12 protein-coding genes are annotated in these 14,664 nt (G+C 61.2%); 1 reads left to right on the top strand and 11 read right to left on the bottom strand.

Annotated features, from left to right (window positions below; all coding sequences use genetic code 11):
- Positions 1 to 44 precede the first annotated feature (44 nt).
- The 10 genes from AC3Z8Y_RS09250 to sdhC all read right to left on the bottom strand — a co-directional run bounded on the left by AC3Z8Y_RS09250 (position 45) and on the right by sdhC (position 12,325).
- Positions 45 to 749, bottom strand: coding sequence for a YebC/PmpR family DNA-binding transcriptional regulator (locus AC3Z8Y_RS09250; protein ID WP_490089408.1), 705 nt, complete (start codon positions 747 to 749; stop codon positions 45 to 47).
- 139 nt (positions 750 to 888) lie between these two features.
- A complete protein-coding gene (sucD, locus tag AC3Z8Y_RS09245; protein ID WP_181114429.1) occupies positions 889 to 1,770 on the bottom strand; it encodes a succinate--CoA ligase subunit alpha in 882 nt (293 codons plus the stop codon).
- Positions 1,770 to 2,936, bottom strand: a complete 1,167-nt coding sequence (gene sucC / locus AC3Z8Y_RS09240) for an ADP-forming succinate--CoA ligase subunit beta (protein WP_490089407.1) — start codon at positions 2,934 to 2,936, stop codon at positions 1,770 to 1,772. Before sucC ends, sucD begins: the two co-directional genes overlap by 1 nt.
- A 211-nt stretch (positions 2,937 to 3,147) precedes the next feature.
- Positions 3,148 to 4,584 carry a dihydrolipoyl dehydrogenase gene (gene lpdA, locus AC3Z8Y_RS09235; RefSeq protein ID WP_490089406.1) on the bottom strand — a complete coding sequence of 479 codons (1,437 nt, stop codon included), beginning with the start codon at positions 4,582 to 4,584 and terminating at the stop codon, positions 3,148 to 3,150.
- Positions 4,585 to 4,737: 153 nt separating this feature from the next.
- Entirely contained in the window at positions 4,738 to 5,970 is a 1,233-nt protein-coding gene (gene odhB, locus AC3Z8Y_RS09230) for a 2-oxoglutarate dehydrogenase complex dihydrolipoyllysine-residue succinyltransferase (RefSeq protein ID WP_181114435.1), read from the bottom strand.
- A 23-nt stretch (positions 5,971 to 5,993) separates the two neighbouring features.
- Entirely contained in the window at positions 5,994 to 8,840 is a 2,847-nt protein-coding gene (locus AC3Z8Y_RS09225) for a 2-oxoglutarate dehydrogenase E1 component (protein ID WP_490089405.1), read from the bottom strand.
- 241 nt (positions 8,841 to 9,081) lie between these two features.
- Complete coding sequence (locus AC3Z8Y_RS09220) at positions 9,082 to 9,786, bottom strand: succinate dehydrogenase iron-sulfur subunit (protein WP_181114440.1); 705 nt, start codon at positions 9,784 to 9,786, stop codon at positions 9,082 to 9,084.
- 14 nt (positions 9,787 to 9,800) lie between these two features.
- A complete protein-coding gene (gene sdhA / locus AC3Z8Y_RS09215; protein WP_225774468.1) occupies positions 9,801 to 11,573 on the bottom strand; it encodes a succinate dehydrogenase flavoprotein subunit in 1,773 nt (590 codons plus the stop codon).
- Between the two features lie 3 nt (positions 11,574 to 11,576).
- Positions 11,577 to 11,945 (bottom strand): succinate dehydrogenase, hydrophobic membrane anchor protein, encoded by a 369-nt coding sequence (gene sdhD / locus AC3Z8Y_RS09210; RefSeq protein ID WP_181114444.1) that lies wholly within the window; start codon positions 11,943 to 11,945, stop codon positions 11,577 to 11,579.
- Entirely contained in the window at positions 11,939 to 12,325 is a 387-nt protein-coding gene (gene sdhC, locus AC3Z8Y_RS09205) for a succinate dehydrogenase, cytochrome b556 subunit (protein WP_181114446.1), read from the bottom strand. The genes sdhD and sdhC overlap by 7 nt, the downstream gene beginning before the upstream one ends.
- 350 nt (positions 12,326 to 12,675) lie before the next feature.
- On the opposite strand from sdhC, the gene gltA reads away from it, so the two are divergent.
- The gene (gltA, locus tag AC3Z8Y_RS09200; RefSeq protein ID WP_181114448.1) at positions 12,676 to 13,965 is read left to right on the top strand and encodes a citrate synthase; all 1,290 of its coding nucleotides are present in this window, start codon (positions 12,676 to 12,678) and stop codon (positions 13,963 to 13,965) included.
- A gap of 96 nt (positions 13,966 to 14,061) precedes the next feature.
- On the opposite strand, the gene AC3Z8Y_RS09195 is transcribed toward gltA, so the two are convergent.
- Complete coding sequence (locus AC3Z8Y_RS09195; protein ID WP_490089404.1) at positions 14,062 to 14,664, bottom strand: START domain-containing protein; 603 nt, start codon at positions 14,662 to 14,664, stop codon at positions 14,062 to 14,064.

Below are 14,664 nucleotides of genomic sequence, written 5' to 3'. Positions count from 1 at the left end.
GTTCCCCCGGTCCCACAAGGTTCGCAACCGGGCAGGCAGCCGTATCAGCCGCCCAACCCAACGTACACGTTCTGTACGTCGTCATGCCCGTCGATGGCATCGAGGAAGGCTTCCACTTCTGCCAGCTCGGCTTCGTCGGTGAGGGTAACCGGGTTTTTGGCCACATAGCCGATCTTGGCCGACAGCACCGTAAAGCCATGGTCGGGCAGGGCTTTCTGCACCGCGTCCACGTCGGTGGTTTCGGTCAGGAACAGCGTAGCGCCCTCCTCGGCCGGCTCGAAATCCTGGGCCCCGGCTTCGATTGCGGCCAGCTCGGGGTCGGCGTCGGCGGTGGCGGGCGCTGCCTCGATCATGCCGCAGTGATTGAAATCCCACGACACCGAGCCCTCGGCACCGAGCTGGCCCTTGCGGAACAGCACGCGAATTTCGGCTACGGTACGGTTCACGTTATCGGTCAGGCACTCCACGATCACCGGTACCCGGTGCGGCGCGAAGCCTTCGTATTTCACCAGGGTGTACTGCACGGCATCGCCGCTCAGGCCAGCGCCTTTGTTGATTGCACGCTCCAGGGTGTCCCGCGGCATCGAGGCTTTCTTGGCCTGTTCCACCGCCAGGCGCAGGCGGGGGTTCATGTCCGGATCGGCGCCGGAGCGCGCGGCAATTTGAAGTTCCTTGGCCAGCTTGCCGAAAATCCGCCCCTTGGCGTTGGCCGCTGCCTCTCTATGTTTTGCTTTCCACTGTGCGCCCATGGCTATTCTCTTTTTTCGCTTGCTTCGTGCGCCGGCCCGGCAGGCCGGCGAGGTGGCGGCCAGTTTATACGATTGCCCGGCCCCAAAAAACAAAGGCCACCCGAAGGTGGCCTCTGCTTGCAGCGGTTGCGGGGGTGAATTACTTCACAGCCCAGCCAGTCAGCTCGGCCAGGGCCTTGCCGATGTCCGCCAGGGAACGGACGGTCTTCACGCCAGCGTCTTGCAGGGCGGCGAATTTCTCGTCAGCCGTGCCTTTACCGCCGGAGATGATTGCGCCCGCATGGCCCATGCGCTTGCCGGGTGGTGCGGTCACGCCAGCGATGTAGGACACCACTGGTTTGGTGACGTTTGCCTTGATGTAGGCAGCCGCTTCTTCTTCAGCCGAACCGCCGATCTCACCGATCATTACGATCGCTTCGGTCTTCGGGTCTTCCTGGAACAGCTTCAGGATGTCGATGAAGGTCGAACCCGGGATCGGGTCGCCGCCGATGCCCACGCAAGTGGACTGGCCGAAGCCGGCGTCGGTGGTCTGCTTCACAGCTTCATAGGTCAGGGTGCCGGAACGCGAAACGATACCGACCTTGCCTGGCAGGTGAATGTGACCGGGCATGATGCCGATCTTGCATTCGCCGGGGGTGATCACGCCTGGGCAGTTAGGGCCGATCAGGCGTACGCCCAATTCGTCGCACTTGACCTTGGCGTCCAGCATGTCGAGGGTAGGAATACCTTCGGTGATGCAGACGATCAGCTTGATACCACCGAAGGCCGCTTCAAGGATCGAGTCCTTGCAGAACGGAGCCGGTACGTAGATGACCGAAGCTTCGGCGCCAGTGGCTTCTACCGCTTCCTTGACCGTGTTGAACACGGGCAGGTTCAGGTGGGTGGTGCCGCCCTTGCCGGGGGTCACGCCGCCAACCATCTTGGTGCCGTAGGCGATGGCTTGTTCGGAGTGGAAAGTACCCTGAGAGCCGGTGAAGCCCTGGCAGATGACTTTGGTGTCTTTATTGATCAGGACGCTCATTACTTGCCCTCCGCGGCTTTGACGACTTGTTGAGCAGCGTCGGTCAGGCTGGTAGCCGCGATGATGTTCAAACCACTTTCTGCGAGAACCTTGGCACCCAGTTCAGCGTTGTTGCCTTCGAGGCGAACAACCACAGGGACCTTCACGCCAACTTCCTTCACTGCGCCGATGATGCCTTCGGCAATCATGTCGCAACGAACGATACCACCGAAGATGTTCACCAGAACGGCGGCCACATTGGTGTCGGACAGGATGATCTTGAACGCTTCGGTCACGCGTTCCTTGGTAGCGCCGCCGCCCACGTCGAGGAAGTTGGCTGGCTTGCCGCCGTGCAGGTTGACGATGTCCATGGTCCCCATGGCCAGGCCGGCACCGTTGACCATGCAGCCGATGTTGCCTTCGAGGGCAACGTAGTTCAGTTCGAACTTGGCGGCGTGGGCTTCGCGCGGGTCGTCCTGCGACGGGTCATGGAACGTCTTCAGCTTGGGCTGACGGTACATGGCGTTGGCGTCGATGTTGATCTTGGCGTCCAGGCAATGCAGATCGCCGTCAGCCTTGATCACCAGCGGGTTCACTTCCAGCAGGGCCAGGTCGTGGTCCTTGAACAGCTGAGCCAGACCAGTGAAGATCTTGGCGAACTGGGATACCTGCTTGCCTTCCAGGCCCAGCTGGAATGCCAGCTCACGGCCTTGGAAAGGCTGAGCGCCGACCAGCGGGTCGATGGTGGCCTTCAGGATTTTTTCCGGGGTGTCGTGAGCGATCTTCTCGATGTCCACGCCACCTTCGGTGGAGGCCATGAACACGATGCGACGGCTGGAACGGTCGACGACGGCGCCCAGGTACAGTTCCTTGGCGATGTCGGTGCACGACTCGACCAGGATCTTGGTGACTGGCTGACCGTTGGCATCAGTTTGATAGGTGACCAGGCGCTTGCCCAACCACTGCGCGGCGAACGCCTTGGCGTCCTCACGGCTCTTGACCAGCTTGACGCCGCCAGCCTTGCCGCGGCCACCTGCGTGGACCTGTGCCTTGACGACCCATTCGGTGCCGCCAATCTTGTCGCACGCCTCGGCTGCTGCTTCCGGCGTGTCTACCGCGAAGCCCTTGGATACCGGCAGGCCGTACTCAGCGAACAGCTGCTTACCCTGATACTCGTGAAGGTTCATGCTTATTACCGTCTTCGTTAGGTACTGCGCTCTCGGCGCTGCGCTCCGGGGAGTGCCGCGCCACCTGTGACTGCTACCCGCGGCCAGGCCGTGCAAGCGGACGGAGATTCCGTCCGTTCCAGGCCACGACAGCGGGATCGAGTCCGGCATGCGTTCCGCGGCCAGCCCTGTTCAGGGCCAACGACGGGCGGCACGCCGTGGTTTCTTGTTGTTAACGCTTTTTGCGGTTGGCAATGTGAATGGCGCCGCCATTCACCGCCAGCGCGGCTTCGTGCAGGGCCTCGGACAAGGTCGGGTGCGAGAACACCATCATGCCGAGGTCTTCTGCGCTGGTACCGAATTCCATGCCGATCGCGCCTTGCTGAACCAGCTCGGCGGCGCTTGGGCCGATCACGTGAACGCCCAGTACGCGGTCGGTTTTCGCATCCGCGATTACCTTGACGAAGCCGCCGGTGTCGTTGGCTGCCATGGCACGGCCGCTGGCAGCGAACGGGAAGGTCCCGACGTTCACTTCAACGCCTTCGGCCTTCAGGGTTTGCTCGGTCTTGCCTACCCACGCGATTTCCGGGTGAGTGTAGATGACCGACGGGATCAGGTCGTAGCTCATCGTGGCCTTGTGGCCCTTGATGCGCTCCACAACCATGATGCCTTCTTCGGAAGCCTTGTGGGCCAGCATCAGGCCGCGCACCACGTCGCCGATGGCGTATACGCCCGGCACGCTGGTGGCGCAGTAGTCGTCGACGAAAATGAAGCCACGCTCGTCGATGTCAACGCCGCTGTCAGTGGCCAGCAGGTCGGTGGTCACCGGGCGACGGCCGACCGCGACGATCAGTTTGTCGAAGACGATTTTCTGTTCGCCGTTGGCGTCGGTGAACGTGACTTCCACTTCATCGCCGTTCACCTTGGAGCCGATAACCCGAGCGCCCAGGCGAATGTTCAGGCCCTGCTTGGTCAGGGTTTTGTAGGCTTCCTTGGAGACCGCTTCGTCAGCGGCAGGCAGGAACTTTTCCAGTGCTTCGAGCACGGTGACTTCCGCGCCCAGGCGCGACCACACCGAACCCAGCTCCAGGCCGATCACGCCAGCGCCGATCACGCCGAGGCGCTTGGGCACGGTCTGGAATTCCAGGGCGCCGGTGGAGTCCACGATGACGTTCTGGTCGACCGGGGCCGGTGGGATATCGATCGGGCGGGAACCCGAAGCCAGAATGACGTTATCAGCCTCGACGACTTCGACGTTGCCGTCCTTGCCGGTGACTTCGACCTTCTTGCCGGCCAGCAGCTTGCCGTGGCCTTCGAGCAGGGTCACGCCGTTGGCCTTGAACAGGGTGGCAACGCCGGAGGTGAGGTTCTTCACGATCTGGGACTTGCGGCCCACCATCGCGGGAACGTCCATGGTCACGCCAGCATGGTTGATGCCGTGTGCCTTGAAGCCGTCTTCGGCTTCATGGAATTTCCAGGAGCTGTCCAGCAGCGCCTTGGACGGAATGCAACCCACGTTCAGGCAAGTACCGCCCAGTGCGGTCTTGCCTTCCTTGTCCTGGTACTTCTCGATACAGGCGGTCTTGAGACCGAGCTGGGCGGCTTTGATAGCGGCTACATAGCCACCAGGGCCGGCACCGATCACTACCACGTCGAATTTCTGAGTCATAAAAGGTCCTTAGAGCTACAAGCCTTGAGCTACAAGCTACAAGCTACAAGCTTCAAGTCAAAGCAGGTAACCCGCACGATTACGCCGGTTGCCCCACCACTATCCAACTTGCCGCTTGCAGCCTGTAGCTTGAAGCCGCAGCCGAGGCTGCGATTAGATGTCGAGCAGAAGACGAGCCGGATCTTCCAGCAGGTTCTTGATGGTGACCAGGAAGGTTACCGCTTCCTTGCCATCGATCAAGCGGTGATCGTACGACAGCGCCAGATACATCATCGGGCGGATCACTACCTGGCCGTTGATGGCCATCGGGCGCTGGATGATGTTGTGCATGCCCAGGATCGCCGCCTGCGGCGGGTTCACGATCGGGGTGGACATCATCGAACCGAAGGTGCCGCCGTTGGTGATGGTGAAGGTACCACCGGTCATCTCTTCGATGGACAGCTTGCCGTCGCGGGCCTTCTTGCCGAAGGTGGCGATGCCGTTCTCGATTTCCGCCAGGCTCATCTGCTCGGCGTTACGCAGTACGGGTACCACCAGGCCGCGGTCGCTGGATACCGCCACGCCTACGTCAGCGTAGCCGTGGTACACGATGTCGGAACCGTCGATGGAAGCATTCACCGCCGGGAAACGCTTCAGCGCTTCGGTGGCGGCCTTCACGAAGAAGGACATGAAGCCCAGGCGAACGCCGTTGTGGCTCTTCTCGAACAGGTCCTTGTACTTCGAACGCAGTGCCATGACTTCGGTCATGTCCACTTCGTTGAAGGTGGTCAGCATGGCCATGTTGGACTGTGCTTCGACCAGGCGTTCGGCGACCTTGGCACGCAGGCGGGTCATCGGCACGCGCTTCTCGACGCGGTCGCCCGCAGCGGTGACCGGAGCGGCGGCAGCGGCAGGCTTGGCGGCAGGAGCCTGAGCCGGAGCGTTTTTCTTCGCTTCGACTGCGGCTACCACGTCTTCCTTGGTGATACGGCCGTCTTTACCGGTGCCCTTGATGCTGTTCAGCGCAATGCCGTTCTCTTCGGCCAGCTTGCGAGCGGCCGGGCCGCCCATGGCGTCCTCGTCGGCGCTGGCAGGTTCGGCGGCAGCGGCAGCCACGGTAGCGGCAGCCGAGGCACCGGCAGGCGCAGCAGCAGGAGCAGCGGCAGCACCGCCCGCCTCGATCGAGCCCAGCAGCTCGTCCGAGAGTACGGTGTCACCTTCGTTCTTGACGATAGCGCCCAATACGCCATCAGCGGTGGCGAGAACTTCCAGCACGACCTTGTCGGTTTCGATGTCGACGATCAGTTCGTCACGCTTGACGGCTTCGCCCGGCTTCTTGTGCCAGGTGGCAACGGTACCGTCGGCAACCGATTCCGGGAAAGTGGGGGCTTTGATCTCGATAGCCATTATCAGTAGTTCCTTAATTCGGTTCAGTGCGCGTTGGCGTTGACAGTGAAAGCGTCATGGAGCAGTTTTTCCTGCTGCTCGGCGTGCATCGAAGCGTAACCGACAGCAGGTGCGGCCGAAGCTTCGCGGCCGGCGTATTCCACCGTCAGCGACCTGTTGTGGTTACCGATCACGCGGCGCATGTGATGCTGGCTGCTGTACCAGGCACCCTGGTTCATCGGCTCTTCCTGGCACCACACCACCGTCTGCAGGTTGGTGTACGGCGCGAGGATTTCGGCCAGATCGTTGTCCGGGAACGGATACAGCTGCTCAAGGCGCAGGATGATGGTGTCTTCGCGGCCGTCGGCACGGCGTTTTTCGAGCAGATCGTAGTACACCTTGCCGCTGCACAGTACCAGGCGAGTCACCTTGGCCGGATCGAGGTTGTCGATCTCCGGGATGACAGTCTGGAACGAGCCTTCGGCCAGGTCCTCGAGGGTCGAAACCGCCAGCTTGTGGCGCAGCAGCGACTTGGGCGTGAGTACCACCAGCGGCTTGCGCAGCGGGCGGATCACCTGGCGACGCAGCAAGTGGTAGATCTGCGCAGGCGTGGTGGGTACGCATACCTGGATATTGTGCTCGGCGCACAGTTGCAGGTAACGCTCCAGGCGTGCCGACGAGTGTTCCGGCCCCTGCCCTTCGTAGCCATGCGGCAGCAACATGGTAAGCCCGCACAGGCGGCCCCACTTGTGCTCGCCGCTGGTGATGAACTGGTCGATCACCACCTGGGCGCCGTTGGCGAAGTCGCCGAACTGCGCTTCCCAGATGACCAGCGAATTTGGCGAGGTGGTCGCATAGCCATATTCGAACGCCAGCACTGCTTCCTCGGACAGGAAGGAGTCATAGAGCTCGAAGCTTGGCTGGCCACCGAACAGATGACGCATCGGCACGTAGGTCCCGGCGTCCTTCTGGTTGTGGAGCACGGCATGACGGTGCGAGAACGTACCGCGGCCAATGTCCTGGCCAGTCATGCGAACCGGATGGCCTTCGAACAGCAAGGTGGCGTAGGCCATGGTTTCGGCATAGCCCCAGTTGATCGGCAAGCCACCGGCCTGCATCTTCTGGCGATCTTCGTAGATCTTCGCCACCTGGCGCTGAACCACGAAGCCTTCCGGCACTTCCAGCAGCTTGGCGGACAGCTCTTGCAAGGTCTTGAGGTCGAAGCGGGTGTCGTGACGCGCGGTCCAGGCGTGGCCCAGGTATGGCCGCCAGTCCACGAACAACTCCTTGTTCGGCTCTTTGACCAGGCTTTTCACCACATGCAGGCCGTTGTCCAGCGCGCTGCGGTATTCGTCTACCTGCGACTGGGCGATGTCTGCCGTGATGGCGTTGCCCTGCACCAGGCGCTCGGCATACAGCTCGCGGGTGGTGCGCTGCTTGGCGATCTGCTGATACATCAGCGGCTGGGTACCGCTCGGTTCGTCCGCTTCGTTGTGGCCGCGGCGGCGGTAGCACACCAGGTCGATCACCACGTCGCGCTTGTACTGCATGCGGTAGTCGATGGCGAGCTGGGTCACGAACAGGACGGCTTCCGGATCATCGCCGTTCACGTGCAGGATCGGCGCCTGGATCATCTTGGCAACGTCGGTGCAGTACTCGGTCGAACGAGCGTCCCGCGCGTTGCTGATGGTGAAGCCCACCTGGTTGTTGATCACGATGTGCACGGTGCCGCCGGTCTTGAACCCGCGGGTCTGCGACATCTGGAAGGTTTCGAGTACAACGCCCTGCCCGGCGAACGCGGCGTCACCGTGAATGGACACGGGCACAACCTTGTCACCGGCGCTATCGTTGCGGCGATCCTGACGAGCGCGAACCGAACCCTCGACCACCGGCGAAACGATTTCCAGGTGGGACGGGTTGAACGCCAGCGCCAGGTGAACTTCGCCACCGGAGGTCATCACGTTGGAGGAGAAACCCTGGTGATACTTCACGTCGCCGGAGCCCAGCTCGACCTTCTTCTTGCCCTCGAACTCGTCGAACAGGTCGCGCGGGTTCTTGCCGAAGGTGTTCACCAGGACGTTCAGGCGGCCGCGGTGCGCCATGCCGATGACGATTTCCTTCGCACCGTAGGAACCGGAGCGCTGGATGATCTCGTCAAGCATGGGGATCAGGCTTTCGCCGCCTTCCAAACCGAAACGCTTGGTACCCGGATACTTGGTACCCAGGTACTTTTCAAGGCCTTCGGCTGCGGTGACGCGCTCGAGCACGTGGCTTTGCACTTCCGGGGAATACACCGGGCGCCCGCGCACGCTTTCGAGGCGCTGCTGGAACCAGGCACGCTGCTCGGAATCGACGATATGGGTGAATTCGGCGCCGATGGTGCGGCAATATGTCAGCTGTAACGCTTCCTGGATCTCGCGTAGGCTCGCTTCTTCCTTGCCGATGAACAGGTCGCCGGTACGGAAGGTCGTGTCAAGATCGGCATTGGTCAAGCCGTAATGATTGATCGACAGGTCTGCCGGAGCGGGCCGTTGCCACAAGCCCAGCGGGTCCAGCTGGGCCGCCTGGTGGCCCTGCATCCGGTACGCATGGATCATGCGCAGCACTTCAACCTGCTTCTTCTCGTGCTCACTGCTTACGCTCCCGGCGGAAACCGGTTGAGCGCGGCGCTGATTTTTCGCCAGCAGCACGAAATGATCACGAACGGTCGAGTGCGAAACGTCGGGGGCGGTGCTGCCTTCGGCGGGCAACTTCTGGAAGTAGGTGCGCCACTCTTCTGGCACAGCGTTAGGGTCGTGCAGGTAAAGCTCGTAGAGCTCTTCCACATAGGCAGCGTTACCACCTGAAAGGTGGGCGCTTTCCCACATGCGCTGCATCACGCTTTCTTGCATGCTTGGTCACCCTCGGTTAGGGGCCACCACCGGCGCGAACCACGGCGTGCCTGAACAAGTCCGATGCAGCGACTCGAACACAGCCACCAAGGGTTGCGCAGATAGTCCGGGTACCAGCCCGGATGCCCCTGCTGGTCTCATTTCTTCAAATAAAAGCATCGGCCGCAAAGCGTCTGCTCAAGTTGTCGCCGTAGCCGAGCTGGCGGGCCGGACCACGGCGTGTTTCTGTGCAGCGGGTAGATCAGATACCGCTTTGCAGCAACATGTTACGCACGTGGCCGATGGCTTTCGTAGGGTTCAGACCCTTCGGGCATACGTTCACGCAGTTCATGATGCCGCGGCAGCGGAACACGCTGAAAGGATCGTCCATTGCAGCCAGACGCTCTTCGGTGCGCGTATCGCGGCTGTCCGCGAGGAATCGGTAAGCTTGAAGCAGCGCGGCCGGGCCCAGGAACTTGTCCGGGTTCCACCAGAACGACGGGCAGGACGTGGAGCAGCAAGCGCACAGAATGCACTCGTACAGGCCGTCCAGCTTCTCACGGTCCTCGGGCGACTGAAGCCGCTCGATGGCCGGTGCCGGGGTGTCGTTCTGTAGGTACGGCTTAACTTTTTCGTACTGCTTGTAGAAGATGCTCATATCGACGACCAGGTCACGAATGACCGGCAGCCCAGGCAGCGGGCGCAATACCAGCTTGTTGCCCTTGACCACGGCCGACAGCGGCGTGATGCACGCCAGGCCGTTCTTGCCGTTGATGTTCATGCCGTCGGAGCCGCAAACGCCCTCGCGGCAGGAACGACGGTACGAGAAGCCCTCGTCCTGTTCCTTGATGAGCGCGAGCACGTCCAGAACCATCAGGTCCTTGCCGCCGGTATCGACCTGGAAGTCGACCATCTTCGGCGCGGCGTCCTGGTCCGGGTTGTAACGATAAACACTGACTTGCAACATAGCGGTCATCACCCTTAGTAGGTCCGGACTTTAGGTTCGAAAGCCGGCACGGTTTTCGGCGCGAAGTTCACGGCACGCTTGGCGACGCGCTTTTCACCCGGGTAGTACAGGGTGTGGCACAGCCAGTTTTCGTCGTCACGGTCTTCGTAGTCTTCGCGGGCATGGGCACCGCGCGACTCCTTGCGCTCCTCGGCCGCGATCGCGGTGGCCTCGGCGACTTCCAGCAGGTTTTGCAGTTCCAGCGCCTCGATGCGGGCGGTGTTGAACCCCTGGCTCTTGTCGTTGATCTTCACATTGGCAATTCGTTCACGCAGGGTCGCCAGCTGAGCGATACCCTTCTGCATGTATTCGCCGGTGCGGAACACACCGAAGTAGTTCTGCATGCAGTTCTGCAGCTCGCGACGCAGGGTTGCCACGTCTTCACCAGTGGTGCGCTCGTTCAGGCCGCTCAGGCGAGCCAGGGCAACGTCCACATCAGTGGCGCTGGCGTCACGGTATTCGATACCGTCGCTGAGTGCCTTCTCGAGGTGCAGGCCAGCGGCGCGACCGAATACCACCAGGTCGAGCAGCGAGTTGCCGCCCAGGCGGTTGGCACCGTGTACGGATACGCATGCCACTTCACCGACCGCGAACAGCCCCGGAATGATCACGTCCTGACCGTTGGCATCCTGGGTCATTGCCTGGCCATGAATATTGGTGGCAACGCCGCCCATCATGTAGTGGCAGGTTGGAACGACCGGCACCGGCGCGACCACAGGGTCGACGTGGGCGAAGGTTTTCGACAGCTCGCAGATACCCGGCAGGCGGCTGTGCAGCACTTCCTCGCCCAAGTGATCCAGCTTGAGCATCACGTGGTCGCCGTTCGGGCCACAGCCGTTGCCGGCGATGATTTCCTTGACCATGGAACGGGCGACCACGTCGCGGCCGGCAAGGTCCTTGGCGTTGGGCGCATAGCGCTCCATGAAACGCTCGCCGTGCTTGTTGATCAGGTAACCGCCTTCACCGCGGCAACCTTCAGTGACGAGGACACCGGCGCCGGCGATGCCGGTGGGGTGGAACTGCCACATTTCGATGTCCTGCACCGGCACGCCGGCCCGCAGGGCCATGCCCACGCCGTCGCCGGTGTTGATCAGGGCATTGGTGGTGGAAGCGTAGATACGCCCTGCACCACCGGTGGCCAGTACAGTGGCCTTGGCGCGGATGTAGACGGTTTCGCCGGTTTCGATGCAGATGGCAATGACGCCGACGAAAGCGCCATCCTGGTTTTTGACCAGGTCAACCGCGTACCACTCGTTGAGGAAGGTGGTACCGGCTTTCAGGTTACCCTGATAAAGCGTGTGCAGCAGGGCGTGACCGGTACGGTCGGAGGCGGCGCAGGTACGCGCAGCCTGGCCACCCTTGCCGAAGTCCTTGGACTGGCCACCGAACGGGCGCTGGTAGATGCGGCCGGTTTCGGTACGGGAGAACGGCAGGCCCATGTGGTCCAGCTCGAAGACCGCAGCCGGGCCCTCCTGGCACATGTATTCGATCGCGTCCTGGTCACCGATGTAGTCCGACCCCTTTACGGTGTCGTACATGTGCCAGCGCCAGTCATCGTTCGGGTCCGCCGAAGCGATGGCGCAGGTGATGCCACCCTGGGCCGATACGGTGTGCGAGCGGGTCGGGAAGACCTTGGTGACTACTGCGGTCTTGTGGCCGCCTTGAGCCAGTTGCAGCGCGGCGCGCATGCCAGCGCCGCCGCCACCGATGATGATGGCGTCATAATTGAGCGTACGGATGTTGGACATGAATCAAATACCCCAGAGAATCTGCACACCCCAGACGAAGTAGGCGAACATTGCTACGCCACACACCGCCTGGAACAGGAACCGCACGACAGTCGCCGACTTGCCCAGCGCCATCGGCGTGAGGTAGTCGGTGGAGATGGTCCACATGCCGACCCAGGCGTGAGCGCTGAGGGCAACGAGGGACAACAGACTGAAGATGCGCATCCAGTTGTTGGAGAACAGGGCATGCCACTGGGCGTAGTTCAGCCCGGGGTGTGCCACCAGGTAGCCAATCAGGAAAATGAAGTACACCGCGAGAACGACGGCCGAAACCCGCTGCGCCATCCAGTCGTAAAGGCCCGAACGGGACAGGTTAGTGACGTTGGTTACCATATCCAGACTCCCGCCAGAACGATCAGCACTACAGAAACGACGATGACGATCTTGGAGCCGAGTTTGCCGCCCTCGAGCGTCTCACCCACGCCAGTGTCCATGATCAGGTGGCGAACGCCGGCCACCAGATGATAAAGCAGAGCGGAGAGCAGGCCCCACATCACGAGCTTGGCCAGCGGACTGGTCAGATACGCCTTCACCTCGCCAAAGCCTTCCTCGGAACCCAGCGACTTGCCCAGCGCGTAGAGCGCTATGGCAATGCCAAGAAACAGGATGACACCGGAAACGCGATGGAGAATGGACGTGTAAGCAGTGACGGGGAGTTTGATGGTCCTTAGGTCTAGGTTTACAGGTCGTTGGCTATTCACGGCTTTTTTCACACTGAAGAGCCCCCAGCAAGCAGGGCAAAGTTGTAGGGAAGTGTACTGGTCAGGTACCCACCACCCGGGGAGTGACACGACAGCGGAGCGGGCCGGAAAGCCCCTGACGGTCGGACGCCGAGTATAGACAGTTAGGATACTAATGACAACGTAAAGGACTGTTCCGCAAACCGTGTTGCGACGCCTTTCAAAAAGGCGTAAACGGCGATGGAAAAAGGCGGAAACGATACCGCTGCGAGGCCTGTACGGCAGGCTTTTGGCAAATTGACTTTAGGATTTATCACACTATAGTGGTGCGGGCCCTGCGTGGGGGGTCTGTCTGATGATTTGAAGCATTAATAGGAGGCCACATGGCTGACAAAAAAGCGCAGTTGATCATCGAGGGCGCAGCCCCCGTCGAGCTGCCGATTTTAACCGGCACCGTTGGTCCCGAAGTAATTGACGTGCGGACCCTGACCACTACCGGTCGCTTCACCTTCGACCCGGGCTTCATGTCCACCGCATCGTGCGAATCGAAGATCACCTACATCGATGGCGACCAGGGTGTATTGCTCCACCGCGGCTACCCTATCGAACAACTCGCCGAAAACTCGGACTACCTCGAAACTTGCTACCTGCTGCTTAATGGCGAACTGCCAAATGCCGAGCAGAAAGCAAAGTTCGTCAGCACCGTGAAGAACCACACCATGGTGCACGAGCAGTTGAAGACCTTCTTCAACGGCTTCCGCCGCGATGCCCACCCCATGGCCATCATGTGCGGCGTAGTAGGCGCCCTGTCGGCGTTCTATCACGACTCCCTGGACATCAAGAACCCGCAGCACCGGGAAATCTCGGCCGTTCGCCTGATCGCGAAAATGCCGACCCTGGCGGCGATGGTGTACAAGTACTCCATGGGCCAGCCCATGATGTATCCGCGCAACGACCTGTCGTACGCTGAAAACTTCCTGCACATGATGTTCAACACCCCGTGCGAGATCAAACCGATCAGCCCGGTGCTGGCCCGCGCAATGGACCGGATCTTCATCCTCCACGCCGACCACGAACAGAACGCGTCCACCTCGACGGTGCGGCTGGCAGGCTCTTCGGGCGCCAACCCGTTTGCCTGTATCGCCGCCGGTATCGCAGCGCTCTGGGGCCCCGCCCACGGCGGCGCGAACGAAGCCGTACTGGCCATGCTCGATGAAATCGGCGACGTGTCGAACATCGACAAGTACATTGCCAAGGCCAAGGACAAGAACGATCCGTTCAAACTCATGGGCTTTGGCCACCGGGTGTACAAGAACTTCGATCCTCGCGCCAAGGTAATGAAACAGACCTGCGACGAAGTGTTGGCCGAACTTGGTATCAAGAACGACCCGCAACTCGAACTTGCCATGCGCCTCGACGAGATCGCGCGCAACGATCCTTACTTCAAGGAGCGCAATCTGTACCCGAACGTAGACTTCTACTCGGGTATTATCTTGAAGGCGATTGGTATTCCGACAAGCATGTTCACCGTGATCTTCGCACTCGCGCGAACTGTCGGTTGGATCTCGCACTGGAAAGAAATGCTCTCCAGCCCCTACAAGATCGGGCGCCCCCGTCAGTTGTACACTGGCGAGCCGAAGCGGGACCTGCAAAAGCTGGAAGATCGCAAGTAAGTTTGCTCAGCCTGCTTGCCCACCGGCATGCAGGCATGCGAATTGACGAGGGGCGGCCTGCAAAGGCCGCCCCTCTGTGCTTTCAGAGCAATGGACCTACGGCTTTTCCGCTGCTGCCTTCAAGCCACGCAAGGTATTGAACGGCGCGTCGACTACAAACTTGTTCGCAATCATCGACGGTACGCTGCCGCCCGGCTCGGTATGTACCTGGTAGGTCACAATCGTGTCCGCTCCTTTGGGCTCCATCTTCCAGAAGCCCTCCACTTGGGCCACACGCACGAAACCCTTTTCTTCGGGCAAGTAGGTAGGGACTCCCTTCAGCGTACGCGTCACGCTGCCATCGCCACCCTCGCTGGTGGTCACCTGCAGCACCGAGTCGCGTGATGTAACGGGCCACGGCGTATTGAACTGCGTGTAGGTCCAGCTCTGGGCGCCCTCATGCTTGAGCAGCTTCTGGGCTTTGCACTCGTGAATCCAGGCGCAGGCGCCCGCTACGTCTTCCTGCAACGCACGCACCCGCGCCAGGGGCGCATGAATGGTTGCCACCCCCTTGTAGGCTTTGTAATCGGAGCCAGGGACACTGCTGAGGGACACGGTAATGCCACCCTCGTCCTTTGCAACCTGCCAATCCTCGGCAATGGCTTGCGCCGAAATCCAGGGCAGCACGCAAAACGCGGCCACTCGATACATCGCTCTCAT

This window comes from Pseudomonas sp. 3MAES_34.3B, from assembly GCF_058145875.1.
This window is presented reverse-complemented; position numbering and strand designations above follow the sequence as displayed.

Coding starts and splice junctions, on each gene's coding strand:
- AC3Z8Y_RS09250 (WP_490089408.1), bottom strand. CDS start 749: ATGGGCGCACAGTGGAAAGCAAAACATAGAGAGGCAGCGGCCAACGCC.
- sucD (WP_181114429.1), bottom strand. CDS start 1,770: ATGAGCGTCCTGATCAATAAAGACACCAAAGTCATCTGCCAGGGCTTC.
- sucC (WP_490089407.1), bottom strand. CDS start 2,936: ATGAACCTTCACGAGTATCAGGGTAAGCAGCTGTTCGCTGAGTACGGC.
- lpdA (WP_490089406.1), bottom strand. CDS start 4,584: ATGACTCAGAAATTCGACGTGGTAGTGATCGGTGCCGGCCCTGGTGGC.
- odhB (WP_181114435.1), bottom strand. CDS start 5,970: ATGGCTATCGAGATCAAAGCCCCCACTTTCCCGGAATCGGTTGCCGAC.
- AC3Z8Y_RS09225 (WP_490089405.1), bottom strand. CDS start 8,840: ATGCAAGAAAGCGTGATGCAGCGCATGTGGGAAAGCGCCCACCTTTCA.
- AC3Z8Y_RS09220 (WP_181114440.1), bottom strand. CDS start 9,786: ATGTTGCAAGTCAGTGTTTATCGTTACAACCCGGACCAGGACGCCGCG.
- sdhA (WP_225774468.1), bottom strand. CDS start 11,573: ATGTCCAACATCCGTACGCTCAATTATGACGCCATCATCATCGGTGGC.
- sdhD (WP_181114444.1), bottom strand. CDS start 11,945: ATGGTAACCAACGTCACTAACCTGTCCCGTTCGGGCCTTTACGACTGG.
- gltA (WP_181114448.1), top strand. CDS start 12,676: ATGGCTGACAAAAAAGCGCAGTTGATCATCGAGGGCGCAGCCCCCGTC.
- AC3Z8Y_RS09195 (WP_490089404.1), bottom strand. CDS start 14,664: ATGAGAGCGATGTATCGAGTGGCCGCGTTTTGCGTGCTGCCCTGGATT.